Annotated in this window: 17 protein-coding genes and 2 tRNA genes; 9 read left to right on the forward strand and 10 right to left on the reverse strand. The window is 61.9% G+C overall.

What is annotated here, in order from left to right:
- Positions 1-26: 26 nt before the first annotated feature.
- From hemW to rph, 3 genes are read right to left on the reverse strand one after another with little or no spacing between them, the layout of a single operon-like run.
- Positions 27-1196: a radical SAM family heme chaperone HemW gene (hemW, locus tag PWP93_RS02040; protein WP_421025251.1), complete on the reverse strand. Its 1170-nt coding sequence runs from the start codon at positions 1194-1196 to the stop codon at positions 27-29.
- Between the two features lie 44 nt (positions 1197-1240).
- On the reverse strand, positions 1241-1882 hold the full coding sequence (gene rdgB, locus PWP93_RS02045) for an RdgB/HAM1 family non-canonical purine NTP pyrophosphatase (RefSeq protein WP_421043269.1): 642 nt from the start codon (positions 1880-1882) through the stop codon (positions 1241-1243).
- Complete coding sequence (gene rph / locus PWP93_RS02050) at positions 1875-2615, reverse strand: ribonuclease PH (RefSeq protein ID WP_421043270.1); 741 nt, start codon at positions 2613-2615, stop codon at positions 1875-1877. The genes rdgB and rph overlap by 8 nt, the downstream gene beginning before the upstream one ends.
- A 273-nt stretch (positions 2616-2888) precedes the next feature.
- Here rph and PWP93_RS02055 point away from each other — a divergent pair, with 273 nt between their 5' ends.
- The 5 genes from PWP93_RS02055 to PWP93_RS02075 all read left to right on the forward strand — a co-directional run bounded on the left by PWP93_RS02055 (position 2889) and on the right by PWP93_RS02075 (position 7959).
- A complete protein-coding gene (locus PWP93_RS02055) occupies positions 2889-3827 on the forward strand; it encodes a YicC/YloC family endoribonuclease (protein WP_421043271.1) in 939 nt (312 codons plus the stop codon).
- A gap of 82 nt (positions 3828-3909) precedes the next feature.
- Positions 3910-4623, forward strand: a complete 714-nt coding sequence (gmk, locus tag PWP93_RS02060; RefSeq protein ID WP_421024490.1) for a guanylate kinase — start codon at positions 3910-3912, stop codon at positions 4621-4623.
- Positions 4624-4662: 39 nt separating this feature from the next.
- Positions 4663-4866 carry a DNA-directed RNA polymerase subunit omega gene (gene rpoZ / locus PWP93_RS02065; RefSeq protein ID WP_006400783.1) on the forward strand — a complete coding sequence of 68 codons (204 nt, stop codon included), beginning with the start codon at positions 4663-4665 and terminating at the stop codon, positions 4864-4866.
- Positions 4867-4987: 121 nt separating this feature from the next.
- Positions 4988-7354 (forward strand): RelA/SpoT family protein, encoded by a 2367-nt coding sequence (locus PWP93_RS02070; RefSeq protein ID WP_421043272.1) that lies wholly within the window; start codon positions 4988-4990, stop codon positions 7352-7354.
- A 101-nt stretch (positions 7355-7455) separates the two neighbouring features.
- On the forward strand, positions 7456-7959 hold the full coding sequence (locus PWP93_RS02075) for a phage protein NinX family protein (RefSeq protein ID WP_421043273.1): 504 nt from the start codon (positions 7456-7458) through the stop codon (positions 7957-7959).
- 84 nt (positions 7960-8043) lie between these two features.
- Here PWP93_RS02075 and PWP93_RS02080 read toward each other — a convergent pair.
- Together PWP93_RS02080 and PWP93_RS02085 are read right to left on the reverse strand one after the other, a co-directional pair.
- Positions 8044-8120, reverse strand: a tRNA-Arg gene (locus PWP93_RS02080).
- A gap of 78 nt (positions 8121-8198) precedes the next feature.
- A tRNA-Arg gene (locus PWP93_RS02085) sits at positions 8199-8275 on the reverse strand.
- A gap of 175 nt (positions 8276-8450) precedes the next feature.
- Here PWP93_RS02085 and greB point away from each other — a divergent pair.
- Entirely contained in the window at positions 8451-9011 is a 561-nt protein-coding gene (greB, locus tag PWP93_RS02090; RefSeq protein ID WP_421043274.1) for a transcription elongation factor GreB, read from the forward strand.
- Between the two features lie 84 nt (positions 9012-9095).
- Here the strand turns inward: greB and PWP93_RS02095 are convergent, their stop codons facing one another.
- Complete coding sequence (locus tag PWP93_RS02095; protein ID WP_421024486.1) at positions 9096-10244, reverse strand: porin; 1149 nt, start codon at positions 10242-10244, stop codon at positions 9096-9098.
- A 545-nt stretch (positions 10245-10789) separates the two neighbouring features.
- Positions 10790-10999 (reverse strand): hypothetical protein, encoded by a 210-nt coding sequence (locus PWP93_RS02100; protein ID WP_421043275.1) that lies wholly within the window; start codon positions 10997-10999, stop codon positions 10790-10792.
- Between the two features lie 399 nt (positions 11000-11398).
- Between PWP93_RS02100 and PWP93_RS02105 the strand changes: the two genes are divergently transcribed.
- On the forward strand, positions 11399-11602 hold the full coding sequence (locus PWP93_RS02105) for a cold-shock protein (RefSeq protein ID WP_035522383.1): 204 nt from the start codon (positions 11399-11401) through the stop codon (positions 11600-11602).
- Between the two features lie 130 nt (positions 11603-11732).
- On the opposite strand, the gene PWP93_RS02110 is transcribed toward PWP93_RS02105, so the two are convergent.
- Positions 11733-11870: a hypothetical protein gene (locus PWP93_RS02110; protein WP_421043276.1), complete on the reverse strand. Its 138-nt coding sequence runs from the start codon at positions 11868-11870 to the stop codon at positions 11733-11735.
- Here PWP93_RS02110 and PWP93_RS02115 point away from each other — a divergent pair.
- Positions 11869-13032: an exonuclease domain-containing protein gene (locus PWP93_RS02115; RefSeq protein WP_421043277.1), complete on the forward strand. Its 1164-nt coding sequence runs from the start codon at positions 11869-11871 to the stop codon at positions 13030-13032. The two genes, PWP93_RS02110 and PWP93_RS02115, sit on opposite strands and share 2 nt — an antisense overlap.
- 27 nt (positions 13033-13059) lie before the next feature.
- Here the strand turns inward: PWP93_RS02115 and PWP93_RS02120 are convergent, their stop codons facing one another.
- Both PWP93_RS02120 and PWP93_RS02125 read right to left on the reverse strand, forming a co-directional pair.
- Positions 13060-13650 (reverse strand): chorismate mutase, encoded by a 591-nt coding sequence (locus PWP93_RS02120; RefSeq protein ID WP_421043278.1) that lies wholly within the window; start codon positions 13648-13650, stop codon positions 13060-13062.
- Between the two features lie 286 nt (positions 13651-13936).
- Positions 13937-14086, reverse strand: coding sequence for a hypothetical protein (locus tag PWP93_RS02125; protein ID WP_027795377.1), 150 nt, complete (start codon positions 14084-14086; stop codon positions 13937-13939).
- A gap of 690 nt (positions 14087-14776) precedes the next feature.
- Here PWP93_RS02125 and PWP93_RS02130 point away from each other — a divergent pair.
- A complete protein-coding gene (locus PWP93_RS02130; protein ID WP_421043279.1) occupies positions 14777-16609 on the forward strand; it encodes a tetratricopeptide repeat protein in 1833 nt (610 codons plus the stop codon).
- Positions 16610-16995: the final 386 nt, after the last annotated feature.

The raw sequence follows: 16995 nt of genomic DNA on the forward strand, positions 1-16995 counted from the left end.
GTCCCCCAGCCATCTCGATTTGAGCCTCAGGCAGGCTCTTTGAGAAACAGCTCCTGAAGATCGTTGAGAAACCGCTGACCCAGCTCAGTGGGCACGATCTTCTCGTAGTCGCGCAGGATCAGGCCGCGCTTTTCTGCCTCTTGCAGCGCGGGCTCGATCGTCGTGATCGGCAGTCCGGTGCGTTCCAGGAAGCGATGCACCGGGAAGCCCTCTACGAGCCGCAGCGCATTGAGCATGAACTCGAACGGCAGATCGCGCGCGCTTACTTCGTGCTCTTCCTGGATCGGCTTGCCCGCGCGCGCTTCTTCGATGAACGTGGCCGGATGCTTGTAGCGCACTTGCCGCACGATGCGGTTCGGGAACGAGAGCTTCGAGTGCGCGCCCGCACCAATGCCCAGGTAATCGCCGAAACGCCAGTAGTTGAGGTTGTGGCGGCTCTGCCGGCTCGGCTGCGCATAGGCCGATACTTCGTAGCGACCATAGCCGGCCTCGGCCGTGCGCGCGTGGATCCACTCCTGCATGTCGGCCGACAGATCGTCGTCGGGCACTTCGGGCGGGAACTTCGCGAACAGCGTGTTCGGTTCGAGCGTGAGGTGATAGAGCGACAAATGCGGCGGCGCGAACGAAAGCGCCGTTTCGATATCGGCCTGGCATTCGGCCAGCGTCTGCCGTGGCAGCGCGAACATCAGGTCCAGATTGAAATTGTCGAACGTGTTTGCCGCAACCTCCACGGCATGACGCGCCTGCGCGGCGTCGTGAATGCGCCCGAGCGCTTTCAGATGCGCTTCGTTGAAGCTCTGGATGCCCACCGAAAGGCGGTTCACGCCGCTCGCGCGAAACTGCGCGAACTTCGCGGCTTCGAAGGTGCCGGGGTTCGCTTCGAGCGTGATTTCGGCATCGGCGTCGAGCGGCAGCAGCGCGCGCACGTCGGAGAGCAGGCGATCGAGCCCCGCCGCCGAGAGCAAACTGGGCGTGCCTCCGCCGATGAACACCGTGTGCACCTGGCGGCCCCAAACGAGCGGCAACGCCTGCTCGAGGTCGGCGCGCAGCGCGTCGAGGTAGTCGTCTTCGGGAAAGCGCTCGCCTTTCCATTCGTGCGAGTTGAAATCGCAGTAGGGGCATTTGCGCACGCACCACGGGAAATGCACGTAAAGCGATAGCGGCGGCAGCGAAGTCAGGCGGATGCTGCCAGGCATCGTGAACGACTGGATCACGTCGATGCCGGTGCGATGCTGCTGGCTCACGCTAGCTCCTCCAGCCGCGCGAGCAGTTGCCGCAAGGCGATGGCTCGATGGCTCGATGCGTTCTTCAGCGCCGGATCGAGTTCGGCTGCCGTGGCTTCGAGACCCGGAAGGTAGAAGTACGGGTCGTAGCCGAAGCCGTTCTCGCCACGCGGTGCGTCGATCACGACGCCGTGCCAGCGGCCTTCCGCGATCAGCGGTTCCGGATCGTCGGCGTGGCGCACGAGTGCCAGCACGCAGTAGTAGTAGGCGCGGTGATCGGCATGTGGCATGAGGTTTTCGACTAGCAGTTCGTTGTTTGCTGCGTCGCTCTTCTCGCCGCCTGCAAGCTGCGCGTAGCGCGCCGAATAGACGCCCGGCGCGCCGCGCAATGCGGGCACGCACAGGCCCGAGTCGTCGGCGAGGGCGGGCAGGCCCGTGAGCTTTGCCGCATGGCGTGCCTTGGCGAGCGCGTTCTCGACGAACGTGACGTGCGGTTCTTCGGCTTCGGGCACGTTCAGCGCGCCTTGCGGCACGAGTTCGATGCCCGCGGCGCCCAGCAGCGCCGCGAACTCGCGCAGCTTGCCCGCGTTGTTCGAGGCGAGCACGACGCGCGAAAAGCGCGTGACGTCCGGCGCAGCCGTATCCGGCGAATTAGCCATGCGCGATCTCCAGCGCGGCTTTCTGCTTGTCGATCAGCGAGGCAATGCCGCTTTGCGCGAGATCCAGCAGCGCGTTCAATTCGGCGCGCGAGAACGCTGCGCCCTCGGCGGTGCCTTGCACTTCGACCATCCCGCCGGAGCCCGTCATCACGACGTTCATGTCGGTGTCGCACTGGGAGTCTTCGTCATAGTCGAGGTCGAGCACCGGCACGCCTTTGTACATGCCCACGGAAATAGCCGCCACGTAGTCGGTGATCGGCGAACGCTCGATGCGGCCCGTCGCGAGCAGTTTCGTGACGGCGTCATGCGCCGCCACGAACGCGCCCGTGATGCTGGCCGTGCGCGTGCCGCCATCGGCTTGCAGGACGTCGCAGTCGAGATTGATGCTGCGCGCGCCGAGCAATTCGAGGTCGAACACGGCGCGCATCGCACGGCCGATCAGGCGCTGGATTTCCTGGGTGCGGCCAGTCTGCTTGCCGCGCGCGGCTTCGCGATCGCTGCGCGTATGCGTGGCGCGCGGCAGCATGCCGTATTCGGCGGTGAGCCAGCCCTGGCCCTTGTCGCGCAGGAACGGCGGCACGCTTTCGGAGACGCTCGCGGTGCACAGCACCTTGGTGTCGCCGAACTCGACCAGGACCGAACCTTCGGCGTGCTTCGTGTAATGGCGGGTGATGCGGACGTTGCGAAGCTGGTCGGCGGTGCGGCCGGAGGGGCGCTGGATGGATTGGGTCATCGTCGGGCGTGCGCGAGGGCACGAACAGGAAGGGGAAAGCGCAATTTTACCGCCTTCGCACGGTGGGCGATGGGCGCACACCAGCGGCCGGGCGTGGTGCCTGCTGCGTGCGGCGGCGGCGTTGTCAAAAATGGGATAATAGGGGTTCTCCGCCCCGCGCGTTATTGCCAGCACGACAGCCAGCACGAAACCACGCCGGGCGCATCGATTCCTCTTGTCGTGACCCGCGCTTTTCATGAGGCGCGCGGCCATGGCTTTATCGCGAGACGAACCATGATTTACAGCATGACCGGCTATGCCAGCGCCACGCGCGAACTCGTAGCGGCATCGGGCACGGGCGGCGCCAGTGTTTCCATCGAACTGCGCACCGTGAATTCGCGGTTTCTCGACCTGAACTTTCGCATGCCCGAAGATGTGCGCGTGTGCGAGCCCACGCTGCGCGAAATGCTGATGACGAAGCTCTCGCGCGGCAAGGTCGATATCCGCATCAACATCCAGCGCAGCGAACAGGCCGCCAGCGCGGGTGCGCTCAACCGCGACGCGCTCGAACAACTCGCGACGCTCGAGCGCGCCGTGCTCGAAGCGTTTCCCGAGTCGGGCCGCCTGCGCACCGGTGAGATCCTGCGCTGGCCGGGCGTGCTCGCAGAAAGCGGCGTGGCGCCCGAGGTGCTGCGCGATGCGGTGCTCGGCTGCGGCAAGCAGGCCATCGCCGATTTGATCGATGTGCGTGCGCGCGAAGGCGCGCAACTCGCCAACATGCTGCTCGCGAACGTCACGGAAATGGAGTCGATTGTGGCGAAGATCACGCCGCTCGTCCCGGACTTGATCGTCAAGCATCAGCAGAAGATCGTCGAGCGCTTGCAGGAAGCGCTCGGCATTGCCGCGCCGGAAAGCGCGAACGGCAACGGCACGATCGGCAATGTCACGCGCGAGGAAATCTCCGAGCGCATCCGCCAGGAAGTGACGATGTACGGCATCCGCATCGACATCGCCGAGGAGCTCTCGCGCCTCACCGCGCATCTGGGCGAAACGCGTCATGTGATCGAGAAGGGCGGCCGCGTGGGCAAGCGTCTGGACTTCATGATGCAGGAGCTCAATCGCGAAGCGAATACGCTCGGCTCGAAGGCGGCTGCGAAGGAACTCGCCGATGCCTCGATGACGCTCAAGCTCCTCATCGAGCAGATGCGCGAGCAGGTGCAGAACCTCGAATAAACATGGCGCGCCGCGCGTTTATAGACACTCAAGGCAACGCGGCAAAGGTAGCAACTCAACAGCCATTCAGGAAGCAACGAACATGACCGACCAGTCCAGCAGCCATAGCGGCGGCAAGGCCGAAACGAAACCGCGCAATCCGTACGCGGGCGTTTATCCGGGCAATCTTTTCATGGTGGTGGCGCCGTCGGGCGCGGGCAAGTCCACGCTCGTGAACGCACTGCTCGCCGAAGACAGCGCGATCCGTTTGTCGATCTCGTACACCACGCGCGCACCGCGCTCGAAGGAGCGCGACGGCGAGCACTATCACTTCACGACCGTCGACGATTTTCTCTCGCGTCATGCCGAAGACGAATTTCTCGAAAGCGCGGAAGTGCATGGCAACTACTACGCCACGTCGCGCGTGTGGATCGAAGAGCAGATGAAAATCGGCCATGACGTGCTGCTCGAAATCGACTGGCAAGGCGCGCAACAGGTGAAGAAGCGGTTCCGCAATGCAGTGGAAATTTTCATCCTGCCGCCGTCGCTCGACGCGCTTGCCGAGCGCCTGAGAAAGCGTGGCGAAGACGAGCCCAATGTCATCACGCGACGCCTGCTTGCAGCGGGTAGCGAGATGGCGCACGCGAGCGAAGCAGAGTATGTCGTGATCAACGAGAACTTCGATCGTGCGCTGCAGGAGTTGCGCAATATCGTGAGCGCAACGCGTCTGCGCTTCACGTCGCAATACGCGCGGCATACCGAGCTCTTCGTGCAGCTCGGTATCCACCAGCCGCAGCCCGGCGCGTCGGGCACATAAGGTAGAATAAGAACCTGCTGAAATGGGAAGGAACCCGACATGGCCCGCATCACCGTCGAAGACTGTCTGAAACAAATTCCGAATCGCTTCGAACTGGCGCTCGCTGCAACGTATCGCGCACGCCAGCTCGCCCAAGGCCACACGCCGAAGATCGAAAGCCGCGACAAACCTACCGTCGTCGCGCTGCGCGAGATCGCGGCTGGCCAGGTCGGTCTGGAAATGCTGAAGAAGGTGCCCGTCTAACGGCGCGCCGTTGTACTACGCTGTACCTTGCAGTACCCATTCGTCATGTAATTCGCGCCGGGCGTCGCACGTCGGGCACCGCGCACAAATCGTCAACGCCAGACCTGATACGGAGGGGAACATGAGCACCACGCCCTCGCCGGCCACCGAGGTGGACCAGGAAGCCGAGACTGCCAGCCCTGCGCGCAATTACATCGACGCCGTCCTCGAACAGTCGTTTCGTCATCTGTTCGGGCCGACCGCCACACCGGAGCAGCCTCGCAAGCACGGTGTCGTTTCCATCGCCAATCTGACCGCAGCGCTTTCCGGTTACCTCACGCCCGAGGAAATCAAGGAAGTCAAATCGGCGTTTCACTTCAGCGATGAAGCCCACCTCGGGCAATATCGTCAGAGTGGCGAACCCTATATCACCCATCCCGTTGCCGTTGCAGAAATCTGCGCCGGCTGGAAGCTCGACGCCCAGTCGATCCAGGCAGCGCTGCTGCACGATGTGATGGAAGACCAGGGCGTGACCAAGGCCGAACTCGCCGAGCGTTTCGGTCCGAAGGTCGCGGAACTGGTCGACGGTCTGTCGAAACTCGACAAGATGGAGTTTCGCAATCGCGAGGAAGCGCAGGCCGAGAACTTCCGCAAGATGCTGCTCGCGATGGCGCGCGACGTGCGCGTGATTCTCGTTAAGCTCGCCGACCGCCTGCACAATATGCGCACGCTCGGTGCGGTGCCGCCCGAGAAGCGCCGCCGCGTGGCGCGCGAGACCATCGACATTTACGCGCCCATCGCGCACCGCCTCGGTCTGAACAACACCTATCGCGAGCTGCAGGACCTGAGCTTCGCGAACTTCAATCCGAATCGCTACGCCACGCTCGAGAAAGCGGTGAAGGCCGCGCGCGGCAATCGCCGCGAGGTGGTGAGCAAGATTCTGGAATCGGTGCAGCGCGCGATCGCCGATGCGAAGATCGACGCCGAAGTCACCGGCCGCGAGAAGACCATCTTCAGCATCTACAAGAAGATGCGCGACAAGCAACTGTCGTTCTCGCAGGTACTCGACGTCTACGGTTTTCGCGTGGTGGTGGAGTCGCCGCTCGAGTGCTACACCTGCATCGGCGCGCTGCACGCGCTCTATAAGCCCGTGCCGGGCAAGTTCAAGGACTACATCGCCATTCCGAAAGTGAACGGCTATCAGTCCTTGCACACCACGCTGGTGGGCCCGTTCGGCGCGCCCATCGAGTTCCAGGTGCGCACGCGCAAGATGCACGAGGTCGCCGAAGCAGGCGTGGCGGCGCACTGGCTCTACAAGAACGGCAGCGCAGATCTCAACGACGTCCAGAAGCGCGCGCACCAGTGGCTCAAGTCGCTGCTCGACATCCAGAGCGAGGTGGGCGACTCCAGCGAGTTCCTCGAGCACGTCAAGATCGACCTGTTCCCGGACGCTGTCTATGTCTTCACACCGAAGTCGAAAATCATGGCGTTGCCGCGCGGCGCCACGGCGCTCGACTTCGCGTATTCGATCCACAGCGACCTGGGTAACCAGTGCGTCGCCGTGAAGATCAATAACGAACTGCTGCCGCTGCGCACGGAATTGAAGAGCGGCGACATCGTCGAAGTGATCACCGCGCCGTATTCGAAGCCGAATCCCGCGTGGCTCGGTTTCGTGCGCACCGGCAAGGCGCGCTCGGCCATTCGTCACTATCTGAAGACGATGCGGCTCACCGAGTCGGTGCAGCTTGGCGAGCGTCTCGTCGACCAGGCGCTCAAGGGTTACGGCTACCAGCTTGCGGATGTCACACCGGAGGTTTGGGAGAAACTGGTCCTGTGGACCGGTAACAAGAACCGCCAGGAAATCTTCGCGGACATCGGCCTCGGCCGGCGCGTGGCGGCGGTCATGGCCAAGCGCATCGAAGTGCTGATCAGCGGCCAGGACGCAGACGACGACGATCACCAGCATCCGCAGCGCGACGCCAGCGCTCCGCAGGCGCCGCCCGTGGTCATCACCGGCACCGAGGGCATGTCGGTGCAGCTTTCGGCTTGTTGCCGCCCGATTCCGGGCGACGACATCATGGGCTATATCGGCATCGGCCTCGGCATGGCGATTCACACCACCGATTGCCGCGTGGCGCAGCGCATTCACCGGCGCGATCCGGGCCGCTGGATCGACGTGGCGTGGGCGCCGCAGCCGGGCCGTCTGTTCGATGTCGCCGTGAAGGTGCTCGTGAAGAACACGAAGGGCGTATTCGCCCGCGTGGCCGCCGACATCACGTCCGCCGACGCCAATATCGTGCATATCGCCATGGACGACGATCTCGCGCAGGAGTCGAACTTGCTGCGTTTCGTGATCCAGGTGAGCGATCGCGTGCATCTCGCGAACGTCATGCGCCGCGTGCGCACGAATCCGGACGTCATGCGCATCACGCGCGAGCGTCCCAGCGATGAAGGGCACCATCGCCACGAGGGTGGCATGCGCATCGAGCGCGAGCGCGCCGATTATTGACGGCGCTGGCGGCCCTCGAGCGGGTCGTTGCCTGCATTACACCTCGTGCCTGACGCGGCCCGCGCCGCGGGCGCTGTTTCAACCGGAAACGAGGCAAAGCAATGAACGTAGCTGACTTGACTGGCCTCGCGCTCGATTACTGGGTGGCGCGCAGCCTGCCGGACTTCGTGCGGGAGATCTATTTCACGGATAGCGGCGAGACCGTCGCGGTGCGCGGCAGCGACCGAGGCCGGCCATGGGACGGGCGTTTCGAGCCATCCACGTCGTGGGAGGCCGCTGGCGTGGTGCTTGATCGCGCCAGGTGCTTCGAGTTGAGCGAATCGAGCGAACCCCAGACCGATGAGCCGGCGCGCTGCGTGGCGCAGTTCGAGGGCAGTCATCGCAAAGGCAAAGTCGAAGCGCGCGGCGCCACGACGCGTGAGGCCCTGCTACGCGCATTCGTGAAGAGCCGTTTTGGCGACACGGTGGAGGAGGTGCTGCGACGGCCACAGGCTGTGCTGGGCACGGGTATGGCGCCAGTGGGGGCGCCGAGTGCGATTGGCGACGTGGAGGACTTGCCGCGCCCGGATGCGCAGATAGGCGATATTGGCACGGCCCCGCGCTGAACGGACGCCGCAAAGGCACCTAAAGGCAAAGGGCAACGCGCAAAAACAAAGGGCCTTCCTGAATCAGGAAGGCCCTTCGAGAAGTGGCGCGGCTGGCAGGATTCGAACCCACGACCCCTTGGTTCGTAGCCAAGTACTCTATCCAACTGAGCTACAGCCGCACGCTAAAAACGATACTACTTACTGCAGTGTACTGCTTGAGATTTGCACCGGTCAGACTTGGGCAAACTCGGAAAAAGTGGCGCGGCTGGCAGGATTCGAACCCACGACCCCTTGGTTCGTAGCCAAGTACTCTATCCAACTGAGCTACAGCCGCACGCAGAAGTGAGATTATAGCAACCTTTTTAAAAAAGGGAAGGCCCTTATCGCGATTTGTCAGTGGGCGCGCTTCGTGTAACCTGAGAGGAAGGGCGCAGGTCCGAAGTGGGGTCCTCGTTTGAGTTCGCGGTTGGGCCCGAAGCCGCTAGCAACGTGTAGTGAACCGAACCATCATGAACAAGGCATTTGTCAAAGAATCGACTGACAACGACGACGATCTCGAAGCCGGCCATCCCGAAATTCCTGCCGGGACCAAGAACTACATCACGCCCGCCGGCTATGAGCGCATGCGCAGCGAACTGCTGCATCTAATCGACGAGGCACGGCCCGAAGTGGTCAAGCTCGTGTCGTGGGCCGCTTCGAACGGCGACCGCTCCGAGAACGGCGATTACATCTACGGCAAGCGCAGGCTGCGCGAAATCGACCGGCGCATTCGCTTTTTGACCAAGCGGCTCGATCTGGCCGAGGTCGTGGACAGCAGCCGCCAGGAAAGCGTGGATCAGGTGTTCTTTGGTGCGACCGTCGATTACGGTACCGAGGATGGCGAATCTCATACGGTCACGATCGTGGGCATCGACGAGGTCAATCTAGACCATGGCCACGTGAGCTGGGTTTCGCCGATTGCGCGCGCGCTCCTGAAGGCGCGGATTGGCGACCAGGTGACGCTGCATACACCTGCCGGGCCTGAGCCGGTCGACGTGCTGGACGTGCGCTATCCCGCGCCGGGATCGTAAAGCCTCGCGCAGAAATGAAAAAAGGCGCCGCAAGCGGCGCCTTTTCAGCTGCACAGCAGGCCGGTAAGGCCTGCGCGGTGCTGCTTAGAAGCGGTGACGCATACCAACCGTCACAGCGACCTGGTCTTGACGGGTCGAAGCCGAACCCAGACCGTTCAGGTAAGCGCCGATGTGGTCCTGGTTCGACGACACGTGCTGCCAGTCGCCTTGCAGGTAGACGTCGGTGCGCTTCGACAGTGCGTAGTCCGACTGCAGTGCGACCGTGTTGTAGTTCGGGTTCACGCCGCCGCCGAAGTTCGCGCGGGTGTACGTGTACGCGCCAGCCAGGCTCAGGGCCGGGGTCAGAGCGTAACGGATGTTGCCTTCGAAGTTCTGGAAGCGTGCGCTGCCCGAGTTGAAGGCGAGGCCGCCGTTGACGCCCGACTTCGAACCCGAGATGCCGAGTGCGTTGCCCAGTTGCGTCTGCGTGTAGACGAAGCCAGCCGTTGCCGGGCCGAACGTGTAGTTCACGCCGCCGCCGAACGTGCTTTGACGGCCTGCTGCGAACGTCCATTCACCCGTTTGCGCGCCCGAGTTGCCAACACCCAGTTGCAGGTTGTTGATGTCGTTGTTCATGTGCAGGTAGCCAGCCGCAACGTTCAGGCCTGCCCAGTTGTACGATGCGCCAACGCTGTATGCGCGGTTGTTTGCGAATTCGCTGCTGTTCGAGAACGAGTACGTGCCGCCGAACTTGAAGCCAGCGTAGTTCACGCTCGAGTACTTGATCGTGTTGTTCAGACGAACCGAGTTGTTCAGGTTGTCGTTGTCATACGGGTGCGCTGCGATCGTGCCGCCGTATTGCGTGCCGGTGTTCGACAGCGGAGCAAGGTAGTCGACCACGGAGTCGTACTGGCGGCCCAGGGTGACCGCGCCGAACTGGTCGCTTGCCAGACCGACGAACGCTTGACGACCGAACATGCGGCCCGACTGAGCAGCCGTGCCGTTCATGATGCTGAAGCCGTTTTCCAACGTGAAGATAGCCTTCAGACCGCCACCGAGGTCTTCAGCACCGCGCAGGCCCCAACGGCTGCCGTTGACCGTGCCGCTCGTTGCTTGCCAGGCGCTGTGGCCACCCTGGTTGTTCGTGTAGGTGATGCCGGCGTCGATCAGGCCGTACAGCGTAACGCTGCTTTGCGCGTGCGCAGCCGTTGCAAAAACGCCCGTGAGGGCAGCGACCATGAGAGTCTTTTTCATCTTTGTAAACTCCGAGAACAGAGATGGGTTTCGTTGAACCCTGTTTGGGAAACCGTCCACGCGATGAGCAGCGAGAGGCAATACTCGCGTGGCGCGTTAATCCGTCGAAGTCGGTTTCCGGACAGGCAGAGTGTAGAGAGGGTGTTCGGAAAGGGGGCGTTCCGATTCGCGCAATAAAGTATTGCGAAATCTGAAATGATATTAGGGATCGCGTTAAGCCTTGCTGGTTGGGGCTTTCAGCGGGATTCGGGTTGGCGGGGGGGGAGTGTCAACCAAGCGGCGTTGTGCGATCGCTACACCAATTGATCGTGAAAAACAACGCAAATCCGGTCAGTCGCGATTATTGCTACCTGCGTAACAGATGATTGTGTGCCGCAGCGTTAATGACCCCACAGTAGAGTGGCTATACTCTAATGGCTGCTTTTCGAAGCAGCCTTTTTCGTTGACGAAAAAGATCTCCAAACCTTTGTCGGCGCGGCTCATTGCCGCGCTCTTTTTTTGCGCCACTCTTCAAGCGTCATTTTGCATGTGGCCCCGTTGAATCCCTATCTGGTGGGTTCTTCAGTCGGGTCTGACTGCAAGCTCCAGTCTTCCATTACATAGTGCCGGGCGTCCATAGGGGAACACAGCAGGTTGTGCCAATGGTCGCCGTGCCACGAACCGTACGCCTCGAACTCGCCCGTCGCCCCGTTTTCCGGATCGGCGCCGTCGATCTGTACGAGCCAATGAAACCACCGATGCAGTAACGTCAGCATGGTCGCCTCCCGTTGCACGCTAACTATACTCATCATGGATTGAATGTATTACTCGAACAACCGGTAAAAACACTTACGTTTGACACGAATTGTTACATCCGAGGTAGCTTTTCCCGATTCGGTGCTGATCTTCCATTAAGAAGTAAAAAGTCAGTGCTCAAGATAATTCATTTCTTATGCATATATATCTGCAGGCTTTTTGATGCTTGCTGGTTTATCGCTGAAATGAAATTGCTGTTATAAAAAATTCGCTTGACGGTCGATTGACGTTCCCCGTATAACGACCATTCTGAATTTCCTTTCAGCTTCAAATCCATTGCGGAATGCAGAGAGGCAAGTCAGTTGACGTTCGGCGCGTGGATATTGTCCGCGTCATTTTATTTTTAGGGAAACTGAAAGATGGAAACCGGTATTGTCAAATGGTTCAATGATGCGAAGGGCTTTGGCTTCATCACGTCCGACGCCGGCGGCGACGACCTGTTCGCGCACTTCTCGGAGATCCGTGCGGACGGCTTCAAGTCGCTGAAGGAGAATCAGCGCGTCTCCTTTGAAGTCAAGGTCGGCCCGAAGGGCAAGCAGGCGGCAAACATCCAGCCTCTGTAAGCGCGGCACGCGAGCGGGACTGCGCGCCTGCTCCCCGCGACAGACAGCCCTGGTGCTCCCGGGGCTTTTTTATTTTTGGCGGGTAAAGAGCGCGCAATAAATAGCGGGTGCGTTTATGGTGCTCATGAGTTTAGCGGGAAAACCCCAATTCAAAAATTCCGCCAATAGTGGAATTAACGCATGCCGCCGCGCCGTAAACTCCCTGCGCACTTTGCCCAAACAGTGCATACTTGGGCGATTTTTCCATCTCGTCCTGCTGCTTCACCATGTCCGACACCCTTTTGCGCGCCGATCTCCCGTCTGGCAATGTCCCGCTGGTTTTCGTGGATCTTGAAACGACAGGCGGTTCGGTGGGAGAACACCGCATCACCGAAATCGGGGTCGTTGAGGTGAGGGATGGGCAGGTCACGCGATGGAGTTCGCTGGTCGATCCGCAGCAAGCGATCCCACCCTTTATTCAGCAGCTTACTGGCATCACGGACGCCATGGTCCGCGGAGCGCCGACGTTCGCCGAACTTGCGCCCGCGCTGTTCGAGCGGCTCTCAGGCCGGCTTTTTGTCGCGCACAACGCGAGTTTCGATCGTGGCTTTCTGCGTGCGGAGTTCGAGCGCGCCGGCTTTACGTTCAATCCTGATGTGCTGTGTACTGTGCGCCTGTCGCGTGCGCTGTTTCCGGCCGAGAAGCGCCACGGCCTCGATGCGCTAGTGGAGCGCCATGCGCTCGTGCCGGCCGACCGCCATCGCGCGCTCGCCGACGCCGATCTGCTCTGGCAGTTCTGGCAGCGGTTGCCGGGGCTCGTGCCCGGGGAGATGCTCGCTGCCCAGGTGGAGCGGCTGACGCGCCGGCATCGTCTCGCGGGCGATATCACCGACGATCTCCTCGATACTGCGCCGGCGGGCCATGGCGTCTACGCATTTTTTGGCGACAACGACGTGCCGCTTTATGTCGGCCGCAGTGTTCGTGTGCGGCAGCGCGTGCGCTCGCATTTGTCGGGCGAACGGCGCTCGGCGCGCGAGCAGCGCATGGCTCAGCAGATCCGTCGGGTGGAATGGCACGCGACCGGCGGGGAACTGGGCGCGCTCTTTGTCGAAGCGCGATGGATCGCACAGTTGCGGCCGTCGTTCAATCGCATGCCGCGTATCTCGAAGCAAGATCCGGAGGGGGTGCCCTGGCCGTTCGACGGTGCCGTGCTGATCGAGGAGCGCGATGCCACGCATGGCCAGCCCGTTTTGCAGGTCATCGATCGCTGGTGCTATCTCGGTGCGGTGGCGAGCGCGACGCAGGCGAGAAGTCTCGTGGCGACGTCGGCCGCTGCCGATGCGCCATTCGAACTTTCGACGTGGCGCATTTTGCAGAGCCGTCTCGAGAAGGGCTTGCGCGTGTTGCCTTTGCAGGACTCGGTGGCCGAGGGGATGACGAACGCAGTCTGAGTGGCTTGAGCGCGGGCGTCGGAAGCCTTAAGCCATGCCGCCTATGCCACCGCTCTCGCAGACATGGCCGAGCGCCCGTGTCATGGCTGCGGCGCGCGTAGAGTCGTAACGCGTCAATTCCTTCCAGTGTGCGACTGCGCGCGCGACGCGCGCAGGGCAGTCGTCCGCGGCGCGTGTGGGCTGCATGCGCGCGAGCGCGCCGATGAGCTGCGCCGTAAGGCGATCGAGTTGCGGACGTGTGACGGTCGCGAGATCCGGTGCCGGACCGGCGGGCGCTTGCGACGATTGCCAGCTCGTGAAAAGTGCTTGCTGTACCTGCGTGCTTGCATCGATCTGGTCGCGGAAGAACGCGCGGGCGAACGCCGGATCGACGCCTGCGGCCGCAGCGCGTTTCTGGACGTCAGCAAGCAGCGCGTTCTCGCGCGGCGTATCCGTGATCGGCTTATGGTTGAGCCATTTCCAGTGTGCGACGGGCTCGGCCAGCGAGAGGCGCTGTGAGACGAGCGCGACGAGGTTGGTGAGCGCCGTATCGTCGCCGTCGGCGCGTGCCGAGGCAGCCGGCAACATGATGAGAACTGCGGCGACACAGGACGCGAATGCGCGAAAAGCGGAGTTCATTGCAAGAGGGCGGCCCGGCCGGACGAAGAGGAAAAAACGAAGGATAGCCGGTTATGAGGCGCCTGTTGGCCGCCGTTGCCGCAAACCGTTTTCAACGCGGCAGAAAATAATCTCGATTGTCCGTGCGATAGCGCACAAACGGCGCGCAATATGGATCACGCGCGCGTTGCATCGAACGCGCGCACCATCATTTCGATGGTGCGATCGAGAGTGCGCAAAAACCCGCGGCAATGCCTGCACCGGCCCGCCGTTCGCTTTGCACGTCTAGCGCCAATGCGCTGCCCCGTCACTTCTGTTCGTGTGCCTTGCGTTGCTCGTCGAGAAATGCGCGCACATGAGCGGGCAATTCATCGCCGAGAAACTCAACGGCCACCGGTTCCGGATCCGGGCTGAATACTTGGTCCGGGGTCGGAATCCTTGGTGGTTTGGCGTCCATGATCTTTCTCCTATGTAAGGCAATTATCTGGCTCCGCCCTTCAATCGCGCTAGTGCCAGCCAACGCAAAGGAGCTTTTCCGGCGTGCGTGTTGCTTTATTCGCACATCGGGACAACTTATTAACTACTCAGGAATATAATCATTCGGATACGCGCCATCGATGTTCGAGCGCCGTCTGAATTAGCGGCTCACGAGCGTGTCCATCCAGTCGCTGCTGTCCCGGCGCGCGACCGTTCTCCTTGCGTGATCATTCCCTGAACTCCCCTGGCCCCGGCTGTACAAGCGGCGGCGTTCCTCCATGGGAGAGCGGCAAGCATTCGTGTGCGTTGCCGCCGCCCTTGTATCCGTGTGTTCGATCGAATCCGTTTCCTGTCTATATCGGCTGATTATCGGCCGAGCTTGACCCCCGAGCGTTAAACAGAATTAAAACGGTGTAAGCGTTCGTTTCTGGCGAGTGCATCCAGTCTCATTTGTATTTTTGCGGCGGCTTATTGTCAAAATTCACCGTTACCAGGCTCGCTGGCGTGCCGTCAGGATTGCACCGGCGCCGGAACCTGTTTTACGTGGGCATGGCTCGCCGGCGCAGCGCGAACGTTTCTGCGCGAGAAACGCGGGATTGCCTGAGGTACGGCGGAGTTTTCAGCATCGTCTGATTTCGACCCTCGGACGACCTCCGCTATCTTCAAAACCATGACCCATCAAAACCGCCCCGAACCGGCTCATGTTGCGGCCGACGATTCGGCGGCCGACGCATCGGGCCAGCAAGCAGCGCTTGCGCTTGCCGATCACCATTTCGACAACGGCCGAACGGCCGACGCGCTGCGCGCCTATCAGGACGTGCTCGCTGTGCAACCGCGCCATGTGCATGCATTGCATCGCACCGCGCTCGCGCATTTTCGAGGTGATGAGCGCTCGCTCGCGCGCGACTTTCTCGAGCGCGCCTTGAACGTCGCGCCGGAACGCGCCGAGTTGTGGGAGCATCGCGGGTTGATCGCCGCGCTGGCGGGCGAGCATGTCATGGCCGAGGCCTGTTATCACCGGGCCATTGCCCTAAGCGGCGGCGCAGCCAGTCTGCATCGCAACCTGGGCGACGTGCTGAAACTTGCCGGGCGTCGGGGCGAGGCGTGCGCGCATTATGAAAAGGCGCTTGGATTCGATCCGGCGCTTCATCATGCCGTGCAGCGTCTCGGCACGCTGAGTCTCGAAGACGGCCGCCCCGAAGAGGCCGTGAACTATCTGCGCCGCGCTTGGACGCTGGGTGCCGCACGTCTTGTCGATGGCATCGCATTGATCAACGTGCTGTCGCAACTTGGGCACATCCAAGAAGCGGATGCCCAGATCGCGCTCATGCGCACGACCTTCGCGGCGGATCCTCGTGCGCTCGACGCGCTCGCATTCTGTCTGAACGAACTGCATCGCTACGAAAAAGCCCGCGAAGTGGCCATGCAGGGGCTGGCGGTGGACGCCGGGAGTGCCGGTTTGCATCACAACGCCGCTTACGCATCGAACATGCTTGGCGATCATGTGCGCATGCGGCAGCACAGCTTTGAGGCTGCGCGCCTGAAGCCCGACGACGCCCATCTGCAATTCAATGTTGCGGTGTCGCTGCTGCGCGATGGCGAGTTCGAGGACGGTTGGCGGCACTACCGTTGGCACGAGCGTCTGCCGCAGAACAGCACGCTGGCGCAGCCCGGCTTTCCGGAGTGGTCCGGCGAGCCTGTAGGTGGACAACGCTTTCTGCTGCTCGGCGAGCAGGGGCTCGGCGATCAGATCCAGTCTCTGCGCTACGCCGACTGGTTGCAGTGTCAGGGTGCGACGGTCGATGTCTGGGTCGGCGAGGCGCTGGCCGGTGTGGCCGCGTGCGCGAGCGGGGTAGTCCGGGTCTGGACTACGCTGCCGCCTGGTCCCTACGACTATTGGTGTCGCATGTTTCGTTTTCCTGATCATATGCGGCTGGCAACGAGCATGTTGCCGCTTGCGATGCCGTACCTCGGCGCGCCTTCCCAGGTCATTGAGCGTTGGCGCGAGCGGATCGTCGGCTTGACAGGTGCGAACTCGCGCAAGCGCTGCGTGGGTCTGGTGTGGGCCGGCAATCCCGATTACGAATTCGACCGCTATCGCTCCATTGCCTTGAGCGCGTTGCATCCGCTGCTCGCGCGCAGCGAAGTGGCGTGGTTTGCGCTGCAAAAGGGCGCTGCGCAAACCGACATCGAGACCTTGCCGTCCGGCATCGATATGACGCCGCTTGGACCTGAGATCGCGAACTTCACCGACACGCTGGCGATCGTGCAGTCGCTCGACCTCGTGATTACCGTGGATACGTCGGTTGCGCACCTCGCGGGGGCGGCGGGCGTGCCAGTGTGGATCTTGCTGCCGACCTGCACCGACTGGCGCTGGATGACGGGCCACAGCGATACGCCCTGGTATCCATCGGCGCGGCTTTTCAGACAGCGCGAACTGGGGCGCTGGGATGATGTGATCGAGGAGGTGGGCGAGGCACTGGATGAGGTGCGGCTGCCGTAGTGCAGTAGAAGAGGGCGGCGGCGCAAAACAAAAAGCCCAGCCGGTTAAGGCTGGGCTTTTTGTTTGAAGCTTTTGGTGCGGAAAGAGGATCGGGAAAATCTCCGCTCTGAATTGAATTAAAAGGCTATGGGAGCGGCGGTCTGGACATCGAACCCCCAAGCATACCCCCAAACGGACGTGGCCCGTTTGAGCGGTCGGCTTTGCGGCCAGAGGCTACAAAATGTCTGGAGACGTGGAGGCAATATGTGTGTCTCTCCTAGAACCCTTATTCCATAAGGCTTTTGCCCGTCTCCAGATTGTCTCCAAAGTGTCTCCAACGATATGGCACTTTGGAGACAAAGGATAGCGGCCAATCACGGCAGACGTGGCAAAGTACCCGCCTCTGG

This window comes from Paraburkholderia sp. A1RI-2L (assembly GCF_048957375.1).
In the GTDB taxonomy this organism is placed as follows: Bacteria; Pseudomonadota; Gammaproteobacteria; order Burkholderiales; family Burkholderiaceae; genus Paraburkholderia.

Bases quoted from the DNA above. Each gene is read 5' to 3' on its own strand.
- hemW (WP_421025251.1), bottom strand. From the start codon at position 1,196: ATGCCTGGCAGCATCCGCCTGACTTCGCTGCCGCCGCTATCGCTTTAC.
- rdgB (WP_421043269.1), bottom strand. From the start codon at position 1,882: ATGGCTAATTCGCCGGATACGGCTGCGCCGGACGTCACGCGCTTTTCG.
- rph (WP_421043270.1), bottom strand. From the start codon at position 2,615: ATGACCCAATCCATCCAGCGCCCCTCCGGCCGCACCGCCGACCAGCTT.
- PWP93_RS02055 (WP_421043271.1), top strand. From the start codon at position 2,889: ATGATTTACAGCATGACCGGCTATGCCAGCGCCACGCGCGAACTCGTA.
- gmk (WP_421024490.1), top strand. From the start codon at position 3,910: ATGACCGACCAGTCCAGCAGCCATAGCGGCGGCAAGGCCGAAACGAAA.
- rpoZ (WP_006400783.1), top strand. From the start codon at position 4,663: ATGGCCCGCATCACCGTCGAAGACTGTCTGAAACAAATTCCGAATCGC.
- PWP93_RS02070 (WP_421043272.1), top strand. From the start codon at position 4,988: ATGAGCACCACGCCCTCGCCGGCCACCGAGGTGGACCAGGAAGCCGAG.
- PWP93_RS02075 (WP_421043273.1), top strand. From the start codon at position 7,456: ATGAACGTAGCTGACTTGACTGGCCTCGCGCTCGATTACTGGGTGGCG.
- greB (WP_421043274.1), top strand. From the start codon at position 8,451: ATGAACAAGGCATTTGTCAAAGAATCGACTGACAACGACGACGATCTC.
- PWP93_RS02095 (WP_421024486.1), bottom strand. From the start codon at position 10,244: ATGAAAAAGACTCTCATGGTCGCTGCCCTCACGGGCGTTTTTGCAACG.
- PWP93_RS02100 (WP_421043275.1), bottom strand. From the start codon at position 10,999: ATGCTGACGTTACTGCATCGGTGGTTTCATTGGCTCGTACAGATCGAC.
- PWP93_RS02105 (WP_035522383.1), top strand. From the start codon at position 11,399: ATGGAAACCGGTATTGTCAAATGGTTCAATGATGCGAAGGGCTTTGGC.
- PWP93_RS02115 (WP_421043277.1), top strand. From the start codon at position 11,869: ATGTCCGACACCCTTTTGCGCGCCGATCTCCCGTCTGGCAATGTCCCG.
- PWP93_RS02110 (WP_421043276.1), bottom strand. From the start codon at position 11,870: ATGGTGAAGCAGCAGGACGAGATGGAAAAATCGCCCAAGTATGCACTG.
- PWP93_RS02120 (WP_421043278.1), bottom strand. From the start codon at position 13,650: ATGAACTCCGCTTTTCGCGCATTCGCGTCCTGTGTCGCCGCAGTTCTC.
- PWP93_RS02125 (WP_027795377.1), bottom strand. From the start codon at position 14,086: ATGGACGCCAAACCACCAAGGATTCCGACCCCGGACCAAGTATTCAGC.
- PWP93_RS02130 (WP_421043279.1), top strand. From the start codon at position 14,777: ATGACCCATCAAAACCGCCCCGAACCGGCTCATGTTGCGGCCGACGAT.